At 69.3% G+C, this 23,151-nt stretch carries 20 protein-coding genes; 9 read left to right on the top strand and 11 right to left on the bottom strand.

Annotated elements, in window-relative coordinates:
* Positions 1–3: 3 nt before the first annotated feature.
* A complete protein-coding gene (locus tag J5T34_RS22490; protein WP_208583082.1) occupies positions 4–2,205 on the bottom strand; it encodes a cation:proton antiporter in 2,202 nt (733 codons plus the stop codon).
* 444 nt (positions 2,206–2,649) lie between these two features.
* On the opposite strand from J5T34_RS22490, the gene J5T34_RS22485 reads away from it, so the two are divergent.
* Complete coding sequence (locus tag J5T34_RS22485) at positions 2,650–3,069, top strand: H-NS histone family protein (protein WP_208583081.1); 420 nt, start codon at positions 2,650–2,652, stop codon at positions 3,067–3,069.
* 35 nt (positions 3,070–3,104) lie between these two features.
* Here J5T34_RS22485 and J5T34_RS22480 read toward each other — a convergent pair whose 3' ends face one another.
* On the bottom strand, positions 3,105–3,530 hold the full coding sequence (locus tag J5T34_RS22480) for a hypothetical protein (protein ID WP_208583080.1): 426 nt from the start codon (positions 3,528–3,530) through the stop codon (positions 3,105–3,107).
* Between the two features lie 300 nt (positions 3,531–3,830).
* Here J5T34_RS22480 and J5T34_RS22475 point away from each other — a divergent pair, with 300 nt between their 5' ends.
* Both J5T34_RS22475 and J5T34_RS22470 read left to right on the top strand, forming a co-directional pair.
* Positions 3,831–4,262: a VOC family protein gene (locus tag J5T34_RS22475; RefSeq protein WP_208583079.1), complete on the top strand. Its 432-nt coding sequence runs from the start codon at positions 3,831–3,833 to the stop codon at positions 4,260–4,262.
* Between the two features lie 180 nt (positions 4,263–4,442).
* Positions 4,443–6,887, top strand: a complete 2,445-nt coding sequence (locus tag J5T34_RS22470; RefSeq protein ID WP_208583078.1) for a heavy metal translocating P-type ATPase — start codon at positions 4,443–4,445, stop codon at positions 6,885–6,887.
* Positions 6,888–6,920: 33 nt separating this feature from the next.
* Here the strand turns inward: J5T34_RS22470 and J5T34_RS22465 are convergent, their stop codons facing one another.
* From J5T34_RS22465 to J5T34_RS22425, 9 genes are all read right to left on the bottom strand, one after another.
* Positions 6,921–7,811, bottom strand: a complete 891-nt coding sequence (locus J5T34_RS22465; RefSeq protein WP_208583077.1) for a polysaccharide deacetylase family protein — start codon at positions 7,809–7,811, stop codon at positions 6,921–6,923.
* A 20-nt stretch (positions 7,812–7,831) separates the two neighbouring features.
* A complete protein-coding gene (locus tag J5T34_RS22460; protein ID WP_208583076.1) occupies positions 7,832–8,884 on the bottom strand; it encodes a bifunctional UDP-4-keto-pentose/UDP-xylose synthase in 1,053 nt (350 codons plus the stop codon).
* 13 nt (positions 8,885–8,897) lie between these two features.
* On the bottom strand, positions 8,898–9,830 hold the full coding sequence (locus J5T34_RS22455) for a formyltransferase (RefSeq protein WP_208583075.1): 933 nt from the start codon (positions 9,828–9,830) through the stop codon (positions 8,898–8,900).
* Positions 9,818–11,041, bottom strand: a complete 1,224-nt coding sequence (locus J5T34_RS22450) for a glycosyltransferase (protein WP_244259151.1) — start codon at positions 11,039–11,041, stop codon at positions 9,818–9,820. The genes J5T34_RS22455 and J5T34_RS22450 overlap by 13 nt, the downstream gene beginning before the upstream one ends.
* Positions 11,020–12,189, bottom strand: a complete 1,170-nt coding sequence (locus J5T34_RS22445; protein WP_208583074.1) for a DegT/DnrJ/EryC1/StrS family aminotransferase — start codon at positions 12,187–12,189, stop codon at positions 11,020–11,022. Before J5T34_RS22445 ends, J5T34_RS22450 begins: the two co-directional genes overlap by 22 nt.
* Positions 12,190–12,261: 72 nt before the next feature.
* Positions 12,262–12,633, bottom strand: coding sequence for an EamA family transporter (locus J5T34_RS22440; protein WP_208583073.1), 372 nt, complete (start codon positions 12,631–12,633; stop codon positions 12,262–12,264).
* The gene (locus J5T34_RS22435) at positions 12,630–14,360 is read right to left on the bottom strand and encodes a glycosyltransferase family 39 protein (RefSeq protein ID WP_208583072.1); all 1,731 of its coding nucleotides are present in this window, start codon (positions 14,358–14,360) and stop codon (positions 12,630–12,632) included. The genes J5T34_RS22440 and J5T34_RS22435 overlap by 4 nt, the downstream gene beginning before the upstream one ends.
* A gap of 355 nt (positions 14,361–14,715) precedes the next feature.
* Entirely contained in the window at positions 14,716–15,009 is a 294-nt protein-coding gene (locus tag J5T34_RS22430) for an amino acid ABC transporter permease (RefSeq protein ID WP_174107964.1), read from the bottom strand.
* Positions 15,010–15,193: 184 nt separating this feature from the next.
* Positions 15,194–16,129 carry an amino acid ABC transporter substrate-binding protein gene (locus tag J5T34_RS22425; protein ID WP_208583071.1) on the bottom strand — a complete coding sequence of 312 codons (936 nt, stop codon included), beginning with the start codon at positions 16,127–16,129 and terminating at the stop codon, positions 15,194–15,196.
* Between the two features lie 254 nt (positions 16,130–16,383).
* Between J5T34_RS22425 and J5T34_RS22420 the strand changes: the two genes are divergently transcribed.
* From J5T34_RS22420 to J5T34_RS22395, 6 genes are all read left to right on the top strand, one after another.
* Positions 16,384–17,463, top strand: a complete 1,080-nt coding sequence (locus J5T34_RS22420) for an acyltransferase family protein (RefSeq protein ID WP_208583070.1) — start codon at positions 16,384–16,386, stop codon at positions 17,461–17,463.
* 187 nt (positions 17,464–17,650) lie between these two features.
* Positions 17,651–18,889 carry a GTP cyclohydrolase II gene (locus J5T34_RS22415; protein WP_208583069.1) on the top strand — a complete coding sequence of 413 codons (1,239 nt, stop codon included), beginning with the start codon at positions 17,651–17,653 and terminating at the stop codon, positions 18,887–18,889.
* A gap of 23 nt (positions 18,890–18,912) precedes the next feature.
* A complete protein-coding gene (locus tag J5T34_RS22410) occupies positions 18,913–20,196 on the top strand; it encodes a URC4/urg3 family protein (RefSeq protein WP_208583219.1) in 1,284 nt (427 codons plus the stop codon).
* A gap of 190 nt (positions 20,197–20,386) precedes the next feature.
* Positions 20,387–21,037, top strand: coding sequence for a uracil phosphoribosyltransferase (gene upp / locus J5T34_RS22405; RefSeq protein ID WP_244259184.1), 651 nt, complete (start codon positions 20,387–20,389; stop codon positions 21,035–21,037).
* Positions 21,038–21,094: 57 nt separating this feature from the next.
* A complete protein-coding gene (locus J5T34_RS22400; protein WP_208583067.1) occupies positions 21,095–21,829 on the top strand; it encodes a TetR/AcrR family transcriptional regulator in 735 nt (244 codons plus the stop codon).
* Positions 21,817–23,124: an amidohydrolase family protein gene (locus J5T34_RS22395; RefSeq protein ID WP_208583066.1), complete on the top strand. Its 1,308-nt coding sequence runs from the start codon at positions 21,817–21,819 to the stop codon at positions 23,122–23,124. Before J5T34_RS22400 ends, J5T34_RS22395 begins: the two co-directional genes overlap by 13 nt.
* The last annotated feature ends 27 nt before the right edge of the window (positions 23,125–23,151 follow it).

The raw sequence follows: 23,151 nt of genomic DNA, 5'->3' as shown, positions 1-23,151 counted from the left end.
CGGCTACCGCCCATCGATCCCCGCCTCGCCCCCATCGAGATCGGCCGGCGCGACCTCGCCCGGTGCGCGCGGCGTCGGCACCGTGGCCGGGGGCGGCCGCGTGCGTGCTCCGTCGCCGAAGCTGCCGCGCAACGGCGGACGCGCCAGATTGGCTTCCCACGCCTGCCGGATCGCCCGCGCGATCTGGTTGTAGGCCTCGCGCGAGATCACGTTCTCCTCGCGCATCGACTGCAGCTCGTGCTGACCCTTGCGCAGCGCGAACAGCATCAGCATTCGTTTCTCGAGCGCCACGGTGTAGCTGCCGAATTCCTCGCGCATTTCCTGCAGCGCCTGCTCGGCGGCACGGAAGCGGTCCTCGAGCACGCCGTCGAGCACGGTGGCCATGCGCGCGCCGAACACCGGCGACAGCATCGCGCGGTTGTATTGCCGCAGCCGCTGCAGCACGGTCTGGCGCACGATCATCAGTTCGAAGCGGTCGGCCAGCACGCGCGCCAGCGGCCGGTCGATCGACAGGCGCCGGTGCAGGAACAGCGCGATCCGAAAGCTCTTCTGGTAGTCGAGGATATGGCGCGCGGCGCGGTTGTAGCCGAGGCGCCCCTGTTCGCGCGCGGCGTCGATCATCTGCGCGGTGTTGCGCATCATCGCGTCGAGATTGGCCACCGACACCACGCCGTTGCCGTACTCCGGAATCAGTTCGCTCTCGCGCGTGGCGAGCGTGACCAGGCCGATCGACAGCCGCGCCCGCTCCGACAGCGCGCTGTCGAAATCGAAATCGGCCGAACCCAGTTCGATGTCGCGCCGGTAATGCGCGGCGACCTCGCGTGCGGCCGACGGCGGCAGGCCGAAGCTGTCGGCGAGGCGGTCCAGCGCGCTCTCGACCTCTTCGGTCGACAGCCGGATCGCCTGCCGCTGCAGCGCCAGTTCCTGCGGCGACAGCACGTCCAGTTCGAGCCGGCGGATCAGCCAGCGCAGCGTGGTGCCGTTGACCAGCAGGCTGACCAGCACGAAGCCGGTGGCGAGGATCGCGACGAAATGGCGGGTTTCCAGCGGCAGCGCGCGGTTCTCGGCAATGCCCAGTGCCAGCACCAGCGTGACCGCGCCGCGCAGCCCGCCCCAGGCGATCGCCAGCTTGTACGCCGAATCGATCGGCGCGGACAGGCGCAGCCAGGTCAGCAGCGGCAGCAGGCCGAACAGCGTCGCCAGCCGCGCCAGCAGCGCGGCGGCGACCAGCGCCAGCAGCAGCCAGCCGTGGTGCGGCGTGACGCCCTGCAGCAGCGCCGGCACTCGCACCGCCGCCAGCAGGAAGACCACCGCGCCCGCGATGCCGGCGAACTGTTCCCAGATCATCCGCAGGTGCCGCCAGTTCGGCGGATTCAGCCGGGTCGGGCCCAGCGCGCCCAGCGTCAGCCCGGCGCAGACCACGGCGACCACGCCGGACACATGCAGCAACTGCTCGGCCAACAGATAGAGCGGGTAGGGCAGCGCCAGCGTCAGCGCGGCTTCGGCCACCGCCAGGCCGGCCAGCCCGGGCAGCAGTTCGGCCAGCAGCCGGCCGGCGATCAGCCCGCACAGCAGCCCGCCGCCGAAGGCCCAGGCCAGTTCGGCAAGACCCGCGGCCAGCGTGGCTTCGGCGCCGTGGCCGGTCAGCATCGCGATCAGCACGCCGACCAGCGCGATCGCGGCAGCGTCGTTGAGCAGGCTCTCGCCCTCGACCAGCCGGATCAGCCGGGCCGGCGCGCCGACATCGCGAAAGATCGCGATCACCGCGGCCGGATCGGTGGTGGCGACCACCGCGCCGAGCAGCAGGCAGACCACCAGGTTCATGCCGCTGGCCGCCGCGGTGACCACGCCGATCACGCCGGTGGCCACCACCACCGCCACCACCGCCAGCAGCAGGATCGGCGCCGCGTCCGGCAGCATGCTGCGCACATCGGCGGTCAGGGCCGCATGGAACAGCAGCGGCGGCAGGAAGATCCACAGGTAGGCTTCGGGCGGCAGCGACGGGTCGATCAGCGGATGCAGGAAGTGTTCGGCGAATTCGGGCAGCGTGGCGTCGATGGCCACGTAGCCCGCGCCGATGGCGATGCCGATGGCCGACAGCAGCGTCGATTCGGGCAGCCGCAGCCTCGCCGCGGCAACCTGCACCACCGCCACGATGGCGAGCAACGCGCCGAGCAGGATCAGCACGTCGACGACGATGTTCATGGGCGGGGGCTCCCGGCGCGCGCGCCATGGCATCGACGCGGGAGAGGGAAGGGGAACGGCGAAAACACGAAGCGATCCTGCTTGCGGCGAAAGAGGCTCGACCTTAGCGCGAAGGCGTGGCGCAATTCAAGGCCGCCGTGTCGTGCGCTGCTGCCCGGCACGCGGCAGATCGGAAAGACAACCGCGCCGGCGCCTTGGCCGACACCGCGGTACGCGATGACCGCGCGCGGGTCAATCAGACGCTGGGCCTTGCGATTTCCAATTGCCACCATCGCTGTCGGAAATCGAAGATCGTCGCCGTACCGCTGTCGTTTTGCCGCGCAGGCCGGGCGTATCGCCGCCGAGCCTGTAGAATCGCGATGTTCGAGACCGGCTCTGCCGAGTCCTTCTGTTGTCCTCCCAGCCTGTCGGCCGCTTCTGGCCGGCAGCGTGCACGAAAACGCCATGTCCGAGTTCGATGAAGCCCGACTAGCCGCGGCCGCCTGGGTGCGCGCGCAGATGGATCGCTACGGCCTGTCGCTGGACGATCTGGTGGCCGCCGGATGTTTCTCCGACGCCAAGCCCAGGTCCGTCCACGCCGCCGCCCCTGGCACCCCAACATCGGGCCCGGCCCCGGCGGCGGCGCCGGCTCCCGCCGGCTCGGCCACACCCGCCCCTGCACCCACACTGACACCGACGCCCGCGCCTGCGCACAAGACCAGTCCCGCAGGCAGCGACGGCCAGGCCTCCACCGCTTCGCAGCAAGGCGGCGTGCTCTATCGCAATGCGTTGGGTCAGTGCTGGGATGGCACCGGCGAGATGCCGGACTGGCTCCAGCGCGCGGTCAACGCCGGCCAGACGCCCGAGTTCTATCGCGTCAGCTGATCGACGTCGCGCCGGTTCGATGCCGCCGGGTCCGGTCAGCAGCGTGCCGGGGGTTGCAGCAACAGCATGTCCGCGGAAGCGCCGGCCAGCGTGCCCAGCGGCGAGCGCGGCGGCATGTGGCGATACTGGCTCAGTTCCAGTCCCGGCAGCACGGCGGCGATGGGGCACATGGCTGCGGCGCCGGAATACCGCGCGTGGCGGTCTTCGCCGTCGGCGGCATGGCCGCTGGCGGCATCGTCTTCCGTGTCCCGCTCCTTGTCCGCTCCGAGGCAGCCGGCCTGGTCGCGTCCCAGCAGTTCCGCTTCGGCCTGCAGCTTCAGCGCCGCGTGCCGGCTCATCAGCGGCGTGGCCGCGGTGGTCTGCGCGGCGCCGCACGTCAGCTTCGCCGTGCCGGCGATTGCCGGCAGCGGCAGCGCGAGCATGGCGAGAGACAGCAGGAGGCGTTGCGGCAGACGGTTCACGAGCGGATCGGCAAGGTGGAGAAAAGGGTGGAAAGGGCGCGACCGTGTCGAAGGTGCGCGGCAGGCACTGCGGCGACTGCCGCGCCGACGGTCAGGCCGCATTGTAACCGCTGGTCCGCGGCCGCGACCCTGACGGCAACATGACAAAGCTGCAAGGCAGCGGCTGACAGCGGGCGAATGCGGCCGCAATGCAGCGGCGCATAATGTCTGCGCCCTTGCGGTACGACCGCGGGCCGCGGCGCCGACGCGACGGCACGGTGCCGCCATCCATTCATCGACACGATCGACCAGGAGACGGACATGCAGATACAGCCTTATCTCTATTTCGGGGGACGCTGCGAGGAGGCGCTGGCCTTCTACGGCAAGGCGCTCGGCGCCAAGGTCAACATGATGATGCGGTTCAAGGAAATGCCGGCCGAGGAGGGCGAAACGGGCGACCCCCAGCCGCCGCTGCCGGCCGGCTGGGACGACAAGATCATGCATGCCAGCGTGACGGTCGGCCAGAGCGAGATCCTGGCCTCCGACGGCATGCCGGGCGCCCCGCCCGAGGCCTTTGCCGGCTTCAGCCTGTCGATCGTCGCGCCGACGCTCGACCAGGCGCGCCAGTGGTTCGACGCGCTGTCCGAGGGCGGGCGCGTGATGATGCCGATGCAGAAGACCTTCTGGTCCGAGGGCTTCGGCATGCTGCAGGACCGCTTCGGGCTGAACTGGATGGTGAATGTGACGCACTGAGGTGACGCACTGAGTTGATGCACCGAGGCGAAGGACTGCCGGAAACGGGCCGGCGCGGCGGGAGGCGCGGCATCAGGGCAAGGACTTGAGGTATTGACCGCGCCCGAGGTAGGGTGGCTTGACCCTGTAGCGGCTACAGGCTATTCAATGCCACCCATGCCACAGCCCACGGATCCCTCGATGGCCAGACTCTCGCCGGAAGACCCATCCTCCACGCCCTCGTCCTCCTGCTGCGATTCGAAGGCAGGCGCTTGCGGCCAACCCGTGCATGACGATGGGCACACGCATGCCCACACCCATGGGCACGCCCATGGCCACGGTCATGATGGCTGCGGCGATCACCGCCACGCCCACCACGGTCATGCCGCGCCAGCCACACCCCCCACCCCGAGTTCCGCCTGCTGCGGCAGCGCCTGCGGTGCCGACATGATCGCTGCACCCTCGGTCGAAACGGCGGCACCGGCCGGCGCCCGCACCGCGCGCTTTCGCATCGAGGCGATGGACTGCCCCACCGAGGAGGCGCTGCTGCGCGGCAAGCTGGGCGGCATGCCGGGCGTGGCGGGCCTGCAGTTCCATCTGATGCAGCGGATCCTCACCGTGCATCACACCCTGGATTCCGAGCAGCCGCTGGTGGCGGCGATCGCCAGCGTCGGCATGCAGGCCGAGCCGCTGGCGGCGCCCGACGGCGGCTCTCCGTCGGCGGCGCAGGCCGCGCCGGCACCGGCCACGCCATGGTGGCCGCTGGCGCTGGGCGGCGTCGCGGCGCTGGCGGCCGAGCTCGCCGAGTGGTTCTCCGTGGCGACGCCCTGGCTGCCCGCCGCCTGCGCCCTCGCCGCGATCGCGCTGGCCGGCCTGGGCACCTACCGCAAGGGCTGGATCGCGCTGCGCAACCGCAATCTGAATATCAATGCGCTGATGAGCATCGCCGTGACCGGCGCGCTGCTGATCGGCCATTGGCCCGAAGCGGCGATGGTGATGGTGCTGTTCGCGCTGGCCGAGCGGATCGAGGCGGCGTCGCTGGACCGGGCCCGCCACGCCATCCGCGGCCTGATGGCGATGGCGCCGGAGCAGGCCACCGTGCTGCAGGCCGACGGCGTCTGGTCGACCGTTCCGGCGGACAGCGTCGCCCCGGGCGCGGTGGCGCGGTTGCGGCCCGGCGAGCGGGTCGCGCTCGACGGTCGCGTGCTGCGCGGGCAGTCTGCGCTGGACCAGGCGCCGATCACCGGCGAAAGCGTGCCGGTCGACAAGCAGGCGGGCGATCTGCTGTTCGCCGGCTCGATCAACCAGACCGGCGAGCTCGAATACGAAGTCACCGCGCCGGCCTCCGATTCGACGCTGGCACGCATCATCCATGCGGTCGAGGCCGCGCAGGCGAGCCGCGCGCCGACCCAGCGCTTCGTCGACCGCTTTGCGCGCATCTACACGCCGACGATCTTCGTCATCGCGCTGCTGGTCGCCGTGCTGCCGCCGTTGCTGGCGGGCGGTGCGTGGCTCGAGTGGATCTACAAGGCGCTGGTGCTGCTGGTGATCGCCTGCCCCTGCGCGCTGGTCATCTCCACGCCGGTGACCATCGTCAGCGCGCTGGCCGCGGCCGCGCGCCACGGCATCCTGATCAAGGGCGGCGTCTATCTGGAGCAGGGCAAATCGCTGCGCTGGCTCGCGCTGGACAAGACCGGCACCATCACGCACGGCCGGCCGCAGCAGATCGATTGCGCGCTGTTGCCCGGCGCGCCGGAGGACGCCCGCGCGATCGCGGCCAGCCTGGCGACGCGTTCGGACCATCCGGTCTCGGCAGCGGTCGCCGCGGCGGCGCGGCGCGATGGCGTCGAACCGCGCCCGGTGCAGGACTTCGAGGCGCTGCCGGGCCGCGGCGTCACGGGCAAGGTCGGCGGCCACCAGTACTGGCTCGGCAACCATCGGCTGATCCACGAGATGGGGCTGTGCTCCGAAGCGCTGGAGGCGCGGCTGGAGGCGATCGAACGTCAGGGCCGGACCGTGGTGCTGCTGGCGGGCGGCGACGCGGGCGCGGCCAATGCTGGCGTGCAGGCGCTGTTTTCGGTCGCCGACACCGTCAAGCAGAACAGCCGCGACGCCATCGCCGAACTGCATGCGCTCGGCGTCGGCACGATGATGCTGTCCGGCGACAACCCGCATACCGCGCAAGCCATCGCCGCCGAGGTCGGCATCGACGAGGCGCGCGGCAATCAGCTGCCGGAGGACAAGGCCGAGGCGGTCGCGGCGCTGACCGCGCAGGCGTCGACAGGGCAGGGCGCCAGGCAGGGACGGGTCGGCATGGTCGGCGACGGCATCAACGATGCGCCGGCGCTGGCGCGTGCCGACATCGGTTTCGCCATGGGCGTGGCCGGCACCGACACCGCGATCGAGACCGCCGACGTCGCGCTGATGGACGACGACCTGCGCAAGATCCCGGCCTTTATCCGGCTGTCGCGCCGCACCGGCGCAGTGCTGACGCAGAATATCGCGCTGGCGATCGGCATCAAGGCGGTGTTCCTCGCGCTGACCGTGGCGGGCCTCGGCACGATGTGGATGGCGGTGTTCGCCGATATGGGCGCGAGCCTGCTGGTGGTGTTCAACGGGCTGCGGCTGGCCGGGCGGCTGCGCTGAGCAACGGCGCTCGCCGACGTTCCGATCCTGTCCTCAGCGCTGCACGATCAGCTCGCCGCTGCGCCCCGGCACCGTGCCCCAGGCCAGCGGCCAGTGCGGCAGCCGATCGCGATCGAGCTGCTCGTACAGCGTCGCCAGCGGCGCGAGGCGATGTCCCTGCCGGCGCCAGCCCTGCAGCAGGCGCTCGAATACCGGCGCCAGCTTGCCGCCCTCCAGTTCCGCATGCAGCGTGAAGACATGGTCGCGACCGTCCTCGGTGCGCGCCAGCAGCGCCTCGTGCACGTTGCCCTCGTCGACGCCGTCGGCCCCGATCAATTCGTCCAGCGTCGGCAATGTGGTCGGCAGCTGAACGTGGCGGCACGGGCTGCCGTCGAGCACCGGCACATAGGGCTCGGCGCCGCGGCCGTCCGACGCATAGCGCAGGCCCCAGTCGTCGAGCTGCCGGAACGCTTCCGCATTCATCTGCCAGCCGGCCGCGCCGTGCGTCGACGGCGGCTCGCCGAACACCGCTTCGAAGCGTTGCCAGGCACGCCGCATCTGCGCACGGGTCCACCCGGCATCGCGCGTGCGCACATGGTCCTGCCAGTAGACGTGGTCCCAGGTATGGATGCCGCATTCATGGCCGGCGTCGCGCGCCGCGCGCATCGCGTCGGCCGCGCGCAGGCCGATGTCCGGGCCAGGCAGCAGCACGCCATACATCAGCGTGCGCAGGCCGTAGTGCGATACCACCGAGGTGCGCGACACCTTCTGCAGAAAGCCCGGCCGGAACACGCGCCGCAGCGCCCAGCCGGTATGGTCGGGGCCGAGGCTGAACAGGAAGGTCGCGCGGGCATCGTGCTCGCGCAGCAGGGCGATCAGCGTCGGCACGCCTTCGCGCGTGCCGCGCAGCGTGTCGACGTCGACCTTCAGGGCGATCGTGGCCATCGTTCCGTTGCTTCGTGGGCCTAGTTGCCCGAATCGACCAGCGTGCGCGCCTCGATCACCTTCTCGCGATAGGCCTCGAAGATCCGCCGCAGCGATTCGGTCATCGTCACCGTCGGCTGCCAGCCGAGTTCCTGCATCGTGTTGTCGATCTTCGGCACGCGGTGCTGCACGTCCTGATAGCCCTTGCCATAGAACTCGCCCGACGACGTCTCCAGGATGCGGCTATGGCGCGCGCTTTCCGCGTACTCGGGATAGTCCGCGGCCATCCGCAGCATCATCTCGGCGAGCTCGCGCACCGAATGCACATTGCCCGGGTTGCCGATATTGAAGATCTTGCCGCTGGCGATGCCGGCGGGATTCTCGATGATCCGCATCAGCGCGCTGATGCCGTCGGAGATATCGGCGAAGGCGCGTTGCTGCGCGCCGCCATCGACCAGCCGGATCGGTTCGCCGCGCACGATATGGCCGAGAAACTGCGTGACCACGCGCGAGCTGCCTTCCTTCGATTCGAAGATCGAGTCCAGTCCCGGCCCGATCCAGTTGAACGGCCGGAACAGCGTGTAGTTCAGGCCCTGCTCGATGCCGTAGGCGTGGATGACGCGGTCCATCAGCTGCTTGGAGCAGGCGTAGATCCAGCGCGGCTTGTTGATCGGCCCGTAGACCAGCGGGGACGACTCGGGATCGAAGGCCTCGTCGCCGCACATGCCGTAGACCTCGGAGGTCGACGGAAACACCAGGTGCTTGCGGTACTTGACCGCGGCGCGGACGATCGGCAGGTTGGCCTCGAAGTCCAGCTCGAACACCCGCAGCGGCTGCCGCACGTAGGTCGCCGGCGTGGCGATCGCCACCAGCGGCAGCACGACATCGCACTTGCGGATGTTGTACTCGATCCATTCCTTGTTGATGGTGATGTCGCCCTCGAAGAAATGCATGCGCGGATGGTTGACCAGCTCGCCGAGGCGGGCCGTCGACATGTCCATGCCATAGACTTCCCACGACGTGGTTTCGAGGATGCGTCGCGTCAGGTGGTGGCCGATGAAACCGTTGACGCCGAGGATCAGGACTTTCTTCATGGACTTCCAGACTTCAGGCTTGGGGGGAAGACTGCAGCAGCGCGGCGAGGGCAGCAGGCGCGAGCGGCGTGTTGCCTTCGGACAGCGCGAGGATCAGCACCAGACCGCCGTCGCCGCACAGGCCGACGATGCGGCAGTCGACCACGTGCAGACCGGGGGGGAGGCCGGCCAGCACCTGCCTGGGCGGCATCTCGGCCGGCAACGGGCGGCGCGCGCGCTCGACTACCAGGCGGCGGCCCTTCAGTTCGGTGAAGGCGCCGGGATAGGGCGGTGCGACCGCGCGGATCAGGTTGTAGACCGCCGCGGCCGGCTGCTGCCAGTCGATGCGGCCGTCCTCGGGACGGCGTCCCGAGAAGTAGCTGCCCTGGGCCAGCACGTTCGGGCGGCGCGGCGTGTTGCCGGCCAGCATCGCCGGCAACACCTGCCACAGCGTCTGCTCGGCCGCCACGGTGACCTTGTCGAAGACCTGCTGCGCGGTATCGTCGGGCAGGATCGGCACCGCGGTCTGCGCGACGATATCGCCGGCATCGGGCTTTGCCTCCATCGCGTGCAGGGTCGCACCGGTCTCGGTCTCGCCATGCAGCACCGCCCAGTTGACCGGCACGCGGCCGCGATATTTCGGCAGCAGCGAGCCGTGCATGTTGAACGCGCCGCGCGGGGCCAGCGCCAGCACGGCCGGCGGAATCAGCGCGCGGTAGTAGAACGAGAAGATCATGTCGGGCCGCGCGGCCCTGACGGCTTCGGCCAGCGCCGGATCGCTCGGGTCTTCGCCATAGATCACCCGCAGGCCCAGTTCCGCGGCGGTGTCGGCCACGCGGCGGAACCAGATCGTCTCGTCGGGGCGATCGCGATGCGTGACCACCAGCGCCACCTCGACGCCGCGCGCGTGCAGCACACGCAGGCAGCGGTCGCCGACGTTGTGGTAGGCGAACACTACGGCGCGCATGGCGGTTTCCGGTCGTGGCGGGGACCGCCGGGATGGCCCGGCTCGCGCTCGCCGCCGTTGCCGAATTCATCGAACTCGTGGAACTCGTCCACCGGCGACCGACGCCCGCTCTCGCCGCGCGCGGCATCGGCCTGCGACGACTCGAGAACCGCCTTGATCCGATAGCGCGGCCGGTCGCGTACCTGCTGATAGATGCGGCCCACGTATTCGCCGAGCAGGCCGATGCCGAACAGCATGATGCCGACCAGGAAGAAGTTGAACGCGAACAGCGTGAACAGGCCCTGCACCTCGGAGCCAAGCAGGAACCGCCGTACCAGCAGCACCACGAACAGCGCCCCGGACAGCAGCGACAGCACGGTGCCGATCACCGAGAACCATTGCAGCGGCACGATCGAGAAGCCGGTGACCAGGTCGAAGTTCAGGCGCACCAGCTGGTACAGCGAATACTTGGATTCGCCCGCATGCCGCTCCTCGTGGCCGACCACGATCTCGACCGGATTCGAGGCGAAGGTGTAGGCCAGCGCCGGGATGAAGGTATTGACCTCGCGGCAGGCATTGATGGTATCGACCACGCTGCGGTCGTACGCGCGCAGCATGCAGCCCTGATCGGTCATCCGGATATGCGTGATGCGTTCGCGCAGCCGGTTCATCGCGAACGAGGCGACACGGCGGAAGGCGCTGTCATGGCGCTGGCGGCGGATCGTGCCGACATAGTCGTGGCCGGCGCGAATCGCCTCCACCAGCCGCGGGATTTCCTCGGGCGGATTCTGCAGGTCCGCGTCGAGCGTGATCACCATGCGGCCGCGCGCATGCTCGAAGCCGGCCAGGATCGCCATGTGCTGGCCGAAATTGCCGTTGAACATCACCACGCGCGTGACCTCGGGCCGCTGCCGGAACTGCCGCGCGAGGATCTGCGCCGAGCGGTCGGTGCTGCCGTCGTTGACGAAGACGATCTCGTAGCTGGTGGCCAGGCCGTCGAGCGCGGGATACAGGCGGTCGAACAGCGCCTGCAGACCGGCCTCCTCGTTGTAGACGGGGATCACCACCGAGACCTCGATCGGCCTGGCGCGCGGCGGCGAGGATTGGCCCGGCAGCGGCGCGGTCTCGTCGTCGCGCGTGGTTTCGTCGCGAATAGGCGTGGGATGGCTCGGCAGCGGATGCGGCATCGCGCAGGACACCAGCTCGGATGTTACGGAAGCAGACGTTTGCATGTGTCGTTCAACGTGGCGCAGACGCGCTCGACATCGGCCTCTTGCATGGCCGGGAAGAGCGGCAGCGTGAGAATGCCCCGCCCGATGCGCTCCGCGTGAGGCAGCATGCCTTCGCGCCAGCCCAGCGAGCGGTAGTACGTAAACAGATGCAGCGCGGGGTAGTGCACGCCGGTGCCGATGCCGGCCTCGCGCAGGGCCTGCATCACCGCGGCCCGGCCGCCGCGCAGCCGCTCGGCGGGCAGTACCACTTGAAACATATGCCAGTTCGACCGCGCTGTCGCGGGATCGCCGGCGACCGGCAGCTCGATGCCGAGCTCGGCCAGGCCATGCCGCGCGGCGGCGTCCAGGTAGGCGCCCGCCAGCGCAGTGCGTCGCGCGGTGATCGCATCGAGCCGCGGCAGCTGCGCCAGCCCGATCGCGGCATTGACGTCGGTCAGGTTGAACTTGCCGCCCGGCACTTCGACATCCATGCCGTCCATGCCGGTGCGGATCACGCCCTGCAGACGCAGGCGTTCGGCGCGCAGCGCCTCGTCCTCGTCGTTCATCACCAGGCAGCCGCCTTCGACGGTGGTGATGTTCTTGTTCGCCTGGAAGCTGAAGCTGACCAGATCGCCGAAGCTGCCGATGCGCCGGCCGCACCAGCGCGAATCGATCGCCTGCGCGGCGTCCTCGATCACGCGCAGGCCGTGCTTGTTGGCAATGGCGTAGAGACGATCCATGTCGACCGGCAAGCCCGCCAGATAGACCGGCAGGATCGCGCGGGTCCGCGGCGTGATCGCGGCCTCGACCGCGTCGAGATCGAGATTGCGCGTGCGCGGATCGATGTCGACGAAGACCGGGTGCGCGCCAACCGCGACGATCACGTTGGCGGTGGCGACCCAGGTGATCGCGGTGGTGATCACCTCGTCGCCGGGTCCGATGCCGGCGATCCGCAGCGCGATCTCCATCGTCGCCGAGCCATTGGCAAACGTGCGTACCGGACGTCCGTCGAACAAGGCCGACAGCGCGGCCTCGAATGCCTGCATCTTCGGGCCCGAAGTGATCCAGCCCGAGGCCAGCACCTCGCCGACCGCGGCGATCGCGTCGGCGTCGATGTCGGGCCTGACGAAGGGCAGGAACGGTTCGGCGGGTGTCGTGGAAGCGGGCATCGGCGTTTCGGAACGGGGCATCGACAGGAAGGATCAGGACCGGGCGGGGAGCGGACGATCAGGACCGGAAGATCAGGACCGGGCGATCAGGAACACGCCGGCGAGGATCAGCAGGATGCCGGCCATCCGCAATGGTCCGATCATCTCACCGAACAGCCACCAGGCGGCGACCGCATTGACCACGTAGCCCAGCGACAGCATGGGATAGGCCATCGATACATCGACGCGTGACAGACCGACGATCCACACCGCCACGCTGGCGACGTAGAGGCCGAGCCCGGCCAGCACCGGCCATTGGCCCAGCACGCGCAGCGCGGTGTCGAACAGCGTGCTGCGGTCCAGTGCGATCGCGCCGACCGCGTTGACGCCGGCCTTGAGCAGCAGCTGCGCGCAGGCGTTGAGCAGCACGCCGGTGAGGATGAAAGCGAAGGTGGTGATCGTCATGGGTTGGAAGGAGAAGCGGGCGCGGCGGCCGCGGGCGGCGGCGCGAAGTTGGTGACGACGACACGGCGCACGTCTTCGGCGACCCGATACATCGGCAACGCCTGAGCCTGCAATCTGGTGTACATCTCCGGCGACATGATCGCCACCGCGGGCTTGCCGTTGCGCCAGACCTGCTCGAAGGCCTCCATCGTCGGAATCCATTTGTGCGGCTCCTGCTGCAGGCCGAACTGCAGCTCGTCCGGATGCCAGACTAGCGTCAGCGGATGACGCAGGTAGAAGGGCACCGTGTGGTCGAGCATGCCGACGCCGTAGAACGGCATGTCATCCTTCAGTACCCGCTGAATCGCCGGCACCAGATCGATGCCCGAGGTGCGACGGCCCATCACTTCGTGGCCGAGCAGCGCGACCGTGAAGCTGGTGTACATCGCCACGCCATAGACCACGATGCTGGCCAGCCTGCCGTTGCGGCGGGCCATCCATTGCGCGAGCAGCACGCCCGCGAACATCACGACGAAGGCGGCGCCGATCCACAGCGCGAACACGCGGTAATAGGCGTTCGGGGTGTTGTCCGAATCGAGCGTCGCGACCACCGGCGTGGCCGCCAGCCCAAGCAGCGAGACGGCCAGCATCAGCAGCAGCAGGCGCCGCCACGCGGTGTCGTCGACGCGATCGAGCGCGATGCCGGCCAGCATGCCCAGCGCCGGGAAGATCGGCACGATATAGCCGGGCAGCTTGGAGTTCGACAGGCTGAAGAAGACGAAGATGGCGGCGGCCCAGACCAGCATCAGCAGGGCCGGACGCAGCGGAACGGCGCTGGCCGTCTGCGCGAGCTCGGACCGTTCACGGCGCACGGCACGCCAGATGCCTGGCACCAGCGCCAGCCACGGCAGAAAGCCGGCCAGCAGCAAGGGCACGAAGTACCACACCGGCCCCTGGCGATGATGCACGCTGGTCGTATAGCGCTGCCAGTGCTCGTGGATGAAGAAGAACCGCAGGAATTCGGGATTGCGCTCGGCGATCAGCCAGAACCACGGCACCGTGATCGCCAGCAGCAGCGCGACGCCCCACAGCAGATGCAGCCGCCGCCACAGGGCGAAGTCGCGGGTGATGGCGGTGTAGACGACCAGCACCAGCCCCGGCAGTGCGATGCCGATCAGTCCCTTGGTCAGGATGGCGACGCCCATCGCGGTCCAGCAGCCCAGCATCCAGCCGCGCCGCGCCGCCGGCGTGGTGTCGGGGTGCTGCGCCAGCAGCATGCAGGCCAGCACGCAGGCGAGCGCACCGCCCAGCGTCATGTCCAGCGAATTGAAGTGCGCGGCGACGCTCCACATCGGCGCCGCGGCCAGCGCCAGCCCCGTCAGCCAGCCGGCGCGCGGGCCGAACCAGCGGCCGGCCGCCCACATCGACGCCAGCAGCCCGACAAAGCCGGACAGCGCCACGCACAACCGCGCCTGCCACTCGCCCAGGCCGAAGGCGGCATAGGTCAGCGCGGTCACCCACAGGTGAAAGGGCGGCTTCTCGAAATACTTGACGCCGTTGTAGCGGATCGTGACCCAGTCGCCGCTGGCGAACATCTCGCGCGCGATCTCGGCGTAGCGGCCTTCGTCGGAGCGCAACAGATGGCGGGCGTCCAGCGTCCCGAACCAGAGCAGGACGATATAGAGGACGACCAGGGCAATCACCGCCGCGGACAAACCGGCGGCGCGCGTGGTCGGGAAACGACGCATGAAACTCCTGAAACGATTGCTGCGCGGCCGGGGCCGCTTGCTGACAAGCCGTGACGGAGCGCTGCGCTCCGTGTGGTGCATACGACGCCTATGTCAACGGCGAAGTTCGCATTTTGTGCGAAAGCTATGACGGCTGATACCGAAAAATGTCCTACACGGGCCCGCCGGGCCGGTTCTGCGCGGGTCGGGACATATGTCCTGTGCCTTTTATTGCACTTGCAGGGGCGCCGTGCCGTCCCTGGTTCACGTCCGCAAGCCTGGCACGCAAAACGGGGACGCAAAAAAACCCGCACGCAGCGGGTTCGGGAATTCGCATCGGGTCGGGCCGCCCCCGGGCAGGCCCGTCGTTCCGATATCAGTTGGCCGGCTTGGCGGGCTTGGCCTTCTTCGCCTTGTTGTGGCCGTTCTTCTTGCCTTCGTCCTGGCCCGGCGCGAGGTCGGCGCGCGTGCTCTGGTTGGTTCCCTGGGTATAGGGATCGAACTTGTCGCCGGCTTTGGCCCCCTGGCTGTAGGGGTCGAATTTGTCGCCCGCCTTGGCGCCTTGCGAGTACGGGTCGAACTGCTTCTTGCCGCCGGTGTTCTGGGCGTGCACCGCCAGCGAGGCGGTGCCGATGCACAGCGCGATGGCCGTCGCGACGAACTTGCTCATGGTGTCTCCTCGAAAGTTGCCGCTCATCGGATGGGCGGCTGACGAAGGGCGGGCGCCAAAGCGCCGCCCGCGCCAGTGTCTCCAACCTGTCTCGCGGCTGTCAAGCGAGTCACACCGGGCGTCGCCGGGCGGTCCGGCTCATGGAAAGCCATGATTTGCCCGAGCCTTGGGCTCGGGTAGGCGCCTATTCGGTGACGGCGTCGGACGGATGCTTCCACGCCTCGCGGACCTCCGTGGAGGGCGCCAGCGCCAAGTTGATGCCGCGTCCGCCGATCGGCTTCTGGAACCAGCGCTGCTGCAGCGTCTCGATCTGCGGGCCGCGATAGACGCCGGCCAGCGTCTCGTCGACCAGGCGTTTCCATGCCGGGTCCGCCTTCGACATCATCAGCGCGTTCTGCTCGATCGACAGCGCGGGGCCCACGATCACGAATTGCGACGGGTCCTTGGCGCGCGCGCGCAGGCCGGCCAGCAGCACGTCGTCCATCACGAAGGCCTGGGCACGGCCCGACTCGAGCAGCAGGAACGATTCGCCGTGGTCCTTGGCGTAGACGTCGCGATAGCCGTATTGGCCCTTGAGCCGGCGCACGTGGCGGTCTCCGGTGGAGCCGGCGCTGGTCACCACGGTCTTGCCGCGCAGGTCGTCCAGCGAATCGATGCCCGAATCGGCGCGCACCAGCATCCGTACCGTCGACACATAGTGCGAGACGCTGAAGGCGACCTGCTTCTGGCGCTCCAGCGTGTTGGTGTTCGGCGCGCAGTCCAGGTCGACCAGGCCATTGACGATGGCGGGGATGCGGTTCTGCGGGGTCAGCGGCATCCAGCGCACGCTCAGATCCTTCAGACCCAGCGCCTGGCGCGCGCCCTCGGCAGCGCGCAGGCACAGGTCGACCGCGTAGCCGGCAGGCTGCCCCTTGTCGTCGGCAAACGAAAACGGCAGCGCGGACTCGCGGTAGCCGAGCACGATGGTGCCGCTGGAGCGGATCTTGTCGAGCACCGGCCCGTGCAGCGCATCGCCGGCCGCCCAGGCGGGGGCGATGGCGCCGCCGAGCAGGGTGGCGGCGAACAGAGCCAGGCCGAACGAACGGACGGAGCGACGGAGAGAGCGGGGGAAAGACAGCATGGCGAGGCGATAGAAAACAGCAAAGACCAAAGGGTAGCGATAGGGGCGGCCCCGGGGAAGGACAACTTCGTCATAAGTAAATACCCTAGGTTCCGTGTGACGACGGAGCCGCGATGGGGCGGTGTGGGGCGGCAATATGCCGGCGTCTGCACCTGCTCCCGGGTACAATCGCCGCCCACGCGGTCCGGTGTCGCGTCGCGCACGGGCGCGTCGGAGCTGGGCGGCGATTCCCGTTCGGTTCCGTTTTGTCACCCATGTCTTCCCAACCCGCGCGCCTGGCCGGCATCGATGCGCTGAAGGCCATCGGCTCGCAGCTGATCGTGCTGCACCATCTGGCCTTCTACGGGCCCATGTCCGACGCGGCCCATTCCCTGGCCCCGGTCCTGATCGACTGGCTGTCCGACTACGCGCGCATCGCGGTCCAGCTGTTCCTGGTGATCGGCGGCTTCCTGGCGGCGCGCAGCCTGGCGCCGGACGGCGTGCTGCGCACGTCGCGGCCGCTGGCGGCGTTGCTGCGGCGCTACCGCAAGCTGGTGGCGCCGTTTGCCGCGGCCATCGGCCTGGCCGTCGCCGCGGCAGCGCTGGCGCGACAGGGCATGACCCATTCCTCGATCCCTGCGCCGCCGCAGTGGGGCCAGCTGCTGGCGCATCTGCTGCTGTTGCACGACGTGCTCGATATCGACGCGCTGTCGGCAGGTGTCTGGTACGTCGCGATCGATTTCCAGCTGTTCGGGCTGCTGTTGCTGACGCTATGGCTGGCGCGCCAGCTGCCGGCGGCCTGGCGCGTCCGTGCCGCCGCGGCAATGGTGGCGGCCCTCGGGCTGGCCTCGCTGTTCTGGTTCAACCGGGATGCGGACTGGGACATGTGGGCGATCTATTTCTTCGGCGCCTACGGGCTCGGCGTGCTGGGCTATTGGGCTTCGAACCCCGGGCGCTCCGGCGGATGGCTGGCGGCGCTCGCCGCGGTCGGCATCGCCGCGCTGATGGTAGACATGCGCTCGCGCATCGCATTGGCGCTGGTGGTGACGCTATGGCTGGCGGTCGGACGACGCGGCGGCTGGCTGGCGGACTGGCCGCGCGGCCGGGTCTTCGCCGCGTTCGGCACCATCTCTTATTCGGTGTTCCTGGTGCACTTCCCGGTCTGCCTGCTGGTCAACAGCGTGATGTCGCAAGTGGCGCCCGGCATGCCGTGGCTCAACGCCGCGGGCATGGCGATGGCGTGGCTGGCCAGCAACGTTGCGGGTGCGCTTTTTTACCGATATGTCGAATCGCGCGATCCTTTCGCTTCACTGGGCAAGTGGTTGTTGCGCGACCGCACCAGCATGGCCGGCTAGTCTGCGTTGCCGATGTGCAACAGCGGCGGCGCCGCACGATACGTGGGCGCTGCATGAACCGTTGTTGTGCCGCAGTTCGTGAGCCGGCGTACTCAAAAGGGGAAAACGCCCATACGCGCTTGGCATGGGGATTGCCTACCATCGAGTAAACCTGACCGCTTGGTCAGGATTCACGCTCGAGGCTGCCATGTCCGATCACATCGTCCTGACCTCGCACGCACGCCGCGACAAGCCGGCCGAGCCGATCCTGTGGGGGGCGCCGACCGCAGCGGAGCGCGGCCCCGTGATCGCGACGCTGACCAATCCGGCGCATCGCAACGTGATCGGGACGCATGCCGGTGCCTACGCGGTCTATCGCGCGCTGGCGGTGGCATCCGGCACCCTGCAGCGCGACCATCGGCCCGATCTGACCGACACCGCGCCGGCCGAGCCGATCGGCCCGCATCCGCAATGGGCCGATCCCGACAAGATCGTCTCGCTGGACCCGTGGGGTCATCTGGTATCGACCGTCTTCGCCGACCGCATCGCCGCCGGCGTCGATATCCGGCCGACCATCGCGGTCACCCGCGCCCATATCAACATGCCCGAACTGATGGCGGCGATCGTCGCCGGCCGCCTGATTCCCGACGGCAGGATCCTGTTTGCCAACGGCGATGTGCGGGTCACCAAGGCCGCCGTCGATCCCGTCTGGTATCTGCCCGGCATGGCGCGCCGCTTCGGCATCAAGGAGAGCGTGCTGCGCCGCAGCCTGTTCGAGCAGACCAGCGGCATGTTCCCCGAACTGGTGACGCGGCCCGATCTGAAGGTCTTTCTGCCGCCGATCGGCGGCATGACGCTGTATTTCTTCGGCGACGTCAGCCAGCTGGGCAAGCCGCAGACCCCGGTGGCCTGCCGCGTGCACGACGAATGCAACGGCTCGGACGTTTTCGGGTCGGACATTTGTACGTGCCGCCCGTATCTGGCGCACGGCGTCGAGGTCTGCATCGAGATGGCCCAGCAGGGCGGCGTCGGGCTGGTGGTCTACAACCGCAAGGAAGGCCGCGCACTGGGCGAGGTCACCAAATTCCTGGTCTACAACGCGCGCAAGCGGCAGGTCGGGGGCGACCGCGCCGAAACGTATTTCGCGCGGACCGAATGCGTGGCCGGCGTGCAGGACATGCGCTTTCAGGAGCTGATGCCCGATGTCTTCCATTGGCTGGGCATCCGTCGCATTGACCGCTGGGCCTCGATGAGCAATATGAAACACGGCGCGCTGGTGGCGCAGGGAATCGAAGTCGTCGAGCAGGTGCCGATTCCCGATGCGCTGATTCCCGCCGATGCCCGGGTGGAGATCGACGCCAAGGTGGCGGCGGGCTATTTCACCCGTTACACACCGCCGGACGCCACCGAACTGACGGTGGCCAAGGGCAGGGGACTGGACGAATGACAGAACGAAACGATGCAGCATCGATGGGCGCGGGTGGGCAACCCCGTGCTTCGCGCGAGGGCTGGCAAAGCTGGGTCGAACCGGATCATCCGGCTTCGGCGTTGTTGACGGCGCAGGCAGTGCGGGCGCGCTGCGCCGCGGTCACCGCTGCGGTGGCGGCCGGCGATTCGCAGTGGTTCAGCTGGCATCCGGAGCGGATCGCGGCGATCGCCGACTATGTGGCCACCACCGTCCGCTCTCGCTACCGCGATCTGCAGGTGCCATACCACAGCCGCTGGCGCCATTTCGAAAGCGGCGGGCCGGGCGAGCTGCGCGACCGCTGGGGCATCCTGTGCGAACGCGCGGCGCTGACCGGCGACGACCAGCGCGAAGAACGCGCGCGCATCGGCATCGACCTGGTGATTCCGAGCGTGCTGCTCGACGCGGGCGCGGGCCCGGACTGGCGCTATCGCGATCCCGCCAGCGACCTGAGCCTGAGCCGCTCCGAGGGGCTCGGCGTGGCCAGCTTCGATCTGTTCGCGCGCGGCGGTTTTTCGGCCACGCCCGACGAGCCGCTGCGCTCCGATGCCGCCCGGCTGGCGCAGATCGATGCCTCGACGCTGGCCACTGCATTCCAGGTCGCGCAACACAATCCGCTGATCGGCCTCGATGGCCGCGCGGGTTTGCTGCGCCGGCTTGGCAAGGTCGCGCAGGCGACGCCGGCCGTGTTCGGCGAGCCGGCAAGATTGGGCAATCTGTTCGACTATCTGAAGGCGCATGCCAGCGGCGGGCGCATCGACGCGGCCTTCGTGCTGCGCACGCTGCTGGTCGCCCTCGGCCCCGTCTGGCCGGGGCGGCTGCAGCTGGAGGGCGTGTCGCTCGGCGATTGCTGGCGTCATCCGGCCAGCCCCGACGGCCTGGTGCCCTTCCACAAGCTGACGCAGTGGCTGACCTATTCGCTGCTCGAGCCGCTCGAAGACGGCGGCCTGACGGTGACCGGGCTCGATGCGCTGACCGGCCTGCCCGAATATCGCAACGGCGGTCTGCTGTACGACTTCGAGCTGATGGTGCCGCGCGATGCCGGCTTTGCCGACGCGGTGCACCGGGTCGACGAGCCCGCCATCGTCGAATGGCGCGCGCTGACGGTGACCGGCCTGGATCTGGTCGGCGATGCGGTGCGGCAGGCGCTGGGCCTGTCCGCCGAGGCCTTCCCGCTGGCGCGCGTGCTGGAGGGCGGTACCTGGGCGGCGGGCCGGCGCATCGCCGCCAAGCGCCGGCCGGGCGGCCCGCCGCCGTTCGCGATCGACAGCGACGGCACCGTGTTCTGATTCCCGGCGTCCGTGCCAGGCGCGGGACGCCGATCGCGCCGCGCCTGCACGCCGCTTCGTACCACGCTGCACCGCGCCGCACCGGCCCCATCCGGCCACGGCCGCACCGAGGAGAGCCACCATGACCGCCCTGTCTGCCGATCTGTCCGTCGATCCGTCCGTGGCGCGGTCCACGGGACTCCCGGCGGGCATGCCGCCCATCGCGCCGGCTGCCGCGTCGGTGATGGTGGTCGACCACCCGCTGGTGCAGCACAAGGTCACGCTGGTGCGCAGCGAGGACACCACCACGGACAACTTCCGCCGCCTGGTGCGCGAGATCGCGCAGCTGCTGACTTACGAGGCCACGCGCGATCTGGCGATGGAGACCGTGGCGATCAGGACGCCGATCGCGCCGATGCAGTCGCCGATGCTGTCCGGCAAGAAGCTGTGCCTGGTGTCGATCCTGCGCGCCGGCAACGGCTTTCTGGACGGCATGCTCGACCTGTTGCCCGCCGCGCGCGTGGGCCATATCGGCCTGTACCGCGACCCGGAGACGCTCGAGCCGATCGAGTACTACTTCAAGATGCCCGACGATATCCAGGAGCGGCAGGTGATCGTGGTCGACCCGATGCTGGCGACCGGCAATTCCGCGATCGCGGCGCTGAACCGCCTGAAGGAGGCCGGCGTCACCGCGCTCAAATACGTCTGCCTGATCGCGTCGCGCCCGGGTTTGCGGGCCCTGCAGGCGGCGCATCCGGACGTGGCCATCGTCACCGCCGCGATCGACGAGCAGTTGAACGAGCACGGCTACATCGTGCCGGGGCTGGGCGATGCGGGCGACCGGCTGTACGGCACGCGCTGACGCCGCGGCTGCGGCCGCGGCCGCGCGGGCGTTGCCGGCTTCATGCCGGATCCGGCCATGGACGCGTTAGCTTCCGCCGCCCGCCTGCAGGCACCGGCCGGGCGGGATGGCAGCGCCGGACGGATCCGGCAGCGCAACGAAGCCCGCATCCTGCGCGCGGCCGAAGGCGTGTTCGCGCGGGCCGGCTTCGCGGGTGCGACTATGGCGGAGATCGCCGTGCGCGCCGGCGTGCCCAAGTCGAATCTGCACTACTACTTCCGCACCAAGCAGGCGCTCTATCGCGCGGTGCTCGCCAACACGCTGCGCCTGTGGCTGTCGCAGGCCGACATCATCAGCGCCGAGCGCTCGCCCGAGGCCGCGCTCGAGCAATACATCCGCGCCAAGATGCGGCTGTCGGCGCGCTATCCCGACGCTTCCCGCGTATTCGCCAACGAGCTGCTGCATGGCGCGCCCGAGATTGGCGACGTGTTGCGCGACGCGCTGCGCAACCTGGTGGGGCGGAAATCGCTGGTGATCCACGGCTGGATTGCGGCGGGACGGATGGCGCAGATCGATCCGAGCCATCTGTTCTTCACGATCTGGGCCGCGACGCAGACCTATGCCGATTTCGAGGCCCAGATCTGTGCCGTGCTCGGGGTGCAGCGGCTGGAGCGGCGCGATTACGAGCGGGCCACCGAGCATCTGGTGACATTGGTGCTGCGGGGCTGCGGTCTGACGCCGCCCGCACCGGCGCGGGCCCCACGGCGTGCGCGCGGCACGCGGGCAACGGAGACTCGGACATGCTCGACCTGATCGTTCGCAACTGCAATCTGCCCGACGGCCGCACCGGCATCGATATCGGCATCGCCCAGGGCCGCATCGTTGCGGTCGAACCGGCGCTGCCGGCGCAGGCGGCCGAGCAGATCGATGCGGCGGGCCAGCTGGTGTCGCCGCCGTTCGTCGACGCGCATTTCCATATGGACTCGACGCTGTCGCATGGACTGCCGCGCGTGAACGCGTCGGGCACCTTGCTCGAGGGCATCGCGCTGTGGGGCGAACTCAAACCGCAGCTGACGCAGCAGGCGCTGGTCGAGCGCGCACTCGCGTATTGCGACTGGGCGGTGGCGCGGGGGCTGCTGGCGATCCGCTCGCATGTCGACGTCTGCGACCCGCGCCTGCTCGCGGTCGAGGCGCTGCTGCACGTGCGCGAGCAAGTCAGGCCTTACCTCGATCTGCAACTGGTGGCCTTTCCGCAGGATGGCGTGCTGCGCAGCGCCGGTGCGCTCGACAATCTGAAGCGCGCGCTCGACATGGGCGTGCAGGTGGTCGGCGGCATTCCGCATTTCGAGCGGACCATGGCCGATGGCGCGGCGTCGGTACGGCTGCTGTGCGAACTGGCCGCCGAGCGCGGGCTGCCCGTCGACATGCACTGCGACGAGACCGACGATCCGATGTCGCGGCACGTCGAGACGCTGGCCGCCGAAACGGTGCGGCTCGGCCTGCAGGGCAGGGTGGCCGGCTCGCACCTGACCTCGATGCATTCGATGGACAACTACTACGTGTCCAAGCTGCTGCCGCTGATGCGCGAGGCCGGCATGGCGGCGATCGCCAACCCGCTGATCAACATCACGCTGCAGGGCCGGCACGACAGCTACCCGAAGCGGCGCGGCATGACGCGCGTGCCCGAGCTGCTGGCCGCCGGGGTGCCGGTCGCCTTCGGCCACGACTGCGTGATGGACCCCTGGTATGGGCTGGGCTCGGGCGACATGCTCGAGGTCGCCCACATGGGCCTGCATGTCGCGCAGATGACCGGCCAGCAGGCGATGCGCGCCTGCTTCGACGCGGTCACCGAGACCCCGGCCCGGATTCTCGGCTTGTCCGACTACGGCATCGCGCCCGGCTGCCGTGCCGACCTGGTGCTGCTGCAGGCGGCCGACCCGGTCGAGGCGCTGCGCCTGCGCGCGACCCGCCTGCTGGTGCTGCGGGCGGGCAAGGTCATCGCCAGCACGCCGCCGGCCACGGCCGCGCTGCGCTTGCCGGGCAGGCCCGAGCGGGTCGACTTCCGCGGCGGCGGCGCGGCGGCGCAGCGTCCGTCGGCGCCGAGGTAAATATTTCTTGCGCGAAGGTGTTGACGA

The sequence above is a fragment of the Cupriavidus gilardii genome (assembly GCF_017598945.1).
Taxonomy (GTDB): Bacteria; Pseudomonadota; Gammaproteobacteria; order Burkholderiales; family Burkholderiaceae; genus Cupriavidus; species Cupriavidus gilardii_E.
This window is presented reverse-complemented; position numbering and strand designations above follow the sequence as displayed.

Excerpts from the sequence above, each read along its gene's own strand:
- J5T34_RS22490 (WP_208583082.1), bottom strand. The coding sequence starts at position 2,205 with ATGAACATCGTCGTCGACGTGCTGATCCTGCTCGGCGCGTTGCTCGCC.
- J5T34_RS22485 (WP_208583081.1), top strand. The coding sequence starts at position 2,650 with ATGTCCGAGTTCGATGAAGCCCGACTAGCCGCGGCCGCCTGGGTGCGC.
- J5T34_RS22475 (WP_208583079.1), top strand. The coding sequence starts at position 3,831 with ATGCAGATACAGCCTTATCTCTATTTCGGGGGACGCTGCGAGGAGGCG.
- J5T34_RS22470 (WP_208583078.1), top strand. The coding sequence starts at position 4,443 with ATGGCCAGACTCTCGCCGGAAGACCCATCCTCCACGCCCTCGTCCTCC.
- J5T34_RS22465 (WP_208583077.1), bottom strand. The coding sequence starts at position 7,811 with ATGGCCACGATCGCCCTGAAGGTCGACGTCGACACGCTGCGCGGCACG.
- J5T34_RS22460 (WP_208583076.1), bottom strand. The coding sequence starts at position 8,884 with ATGAAGAAAGTCCTGATCCTCGGCGTCAACGGTTTCATCGGCCACCAC.
- J5T34_RS22455 (WP_208583075.1), bottom strand. The coding sequence starts at position 9,830 with ATGCGCGCCGTAGTGTTCGCCTACCACAACGTCGGCGACCGCTGCCTG.
- J5T34_RS22450 (WP_244259151.1), bottom strand. The coding sequence starts at position 11,041 with ATGCAAACGTCTGCTTCCGTAACATCCGAGCTGGTGTCCTGCGCGATG.
- J5T34_RS22445 (WP_208583074.1), bottom strand. The coding sequence starts at position 12,189 with ATGCCCGCTTCCACGACACCCGCCGAACCGTTCCTGCCCTTCGTCAGG.
- J5T34_RS22440 (WP_208583073.1), bottom strand. The coding sequence starts at position 12,633 with ATGACGATCACCACCTTCGCTTTCATCCTCACCGGCGTGCTGCTCAAC.
- J5T34_RS22435 (WP_208583072.1), bottom strand. The coding sequence starts at position 14,360 with ATGCGTCGTTTCCCGACCACGCGCGCCGCCGGTTTGTCCGCGGCGGTG.
- J5T34_RS22430 (WP_174107964.1), bottom strand. The coding sequence starts at position 15,009 with ATGAGCAAGTTCGTCGCGACGGCCATCGCGCTGTGCATCGGCACCGCC.
- J5T34_RS22425 (WP_208583071.1), bottom strand. The coding sequence starts at position 16,129 with ATGCTGTCTTTCCCCCGCTCTCTCCGTCGCTCCGTCCGTTCGTTCGGC.
- J5T34_RS22420 (WP_208583070.1), top strand. The coding sequence starts at position 16,384 with ATGTCTTCCCAACCCGCGCGCCTGGCCGGCATCGATGCGCTGAAGGCC.
- J5T34_RS22415 (WP_208583069.1), top strand. The coding sequence starts at position 17,651 with ATGTCCGATCACATCGTCCTGACCTCGCACGCACGCCGCGACAAGCCG.
- J5T34_RS22410 (WP_208583219.1), top strand. The coding sequence starts at position 18,913 with ATGGGCGCGGGTGGGCAACCCCGTGCTTCGCGCGAGGGCTGGCAAAGC.
- upp (WP_244259184.1), top strand. The coding sequence starts at position 20,387 with ATGCCGCCCATCGCGCCGGCTGCCGCGTCGGTGATGGTGGTCGACCAC.
- J5T34_RS22400 (WP_208583067.1), top strand. The coding sequence starts at position 21,095 with ATGGACGCGTTAGCTTCCGCCGCCCGCCTGCAGGCACCGGCCGGGCGG.
- J5T34_RS22395 (WP_208583066.1), top strand. The coding sequence starts at position 21,817 with ATGCTCGACCTGATCGTTCGCAACTGCAATCTGCCCGACGGCCGCACC.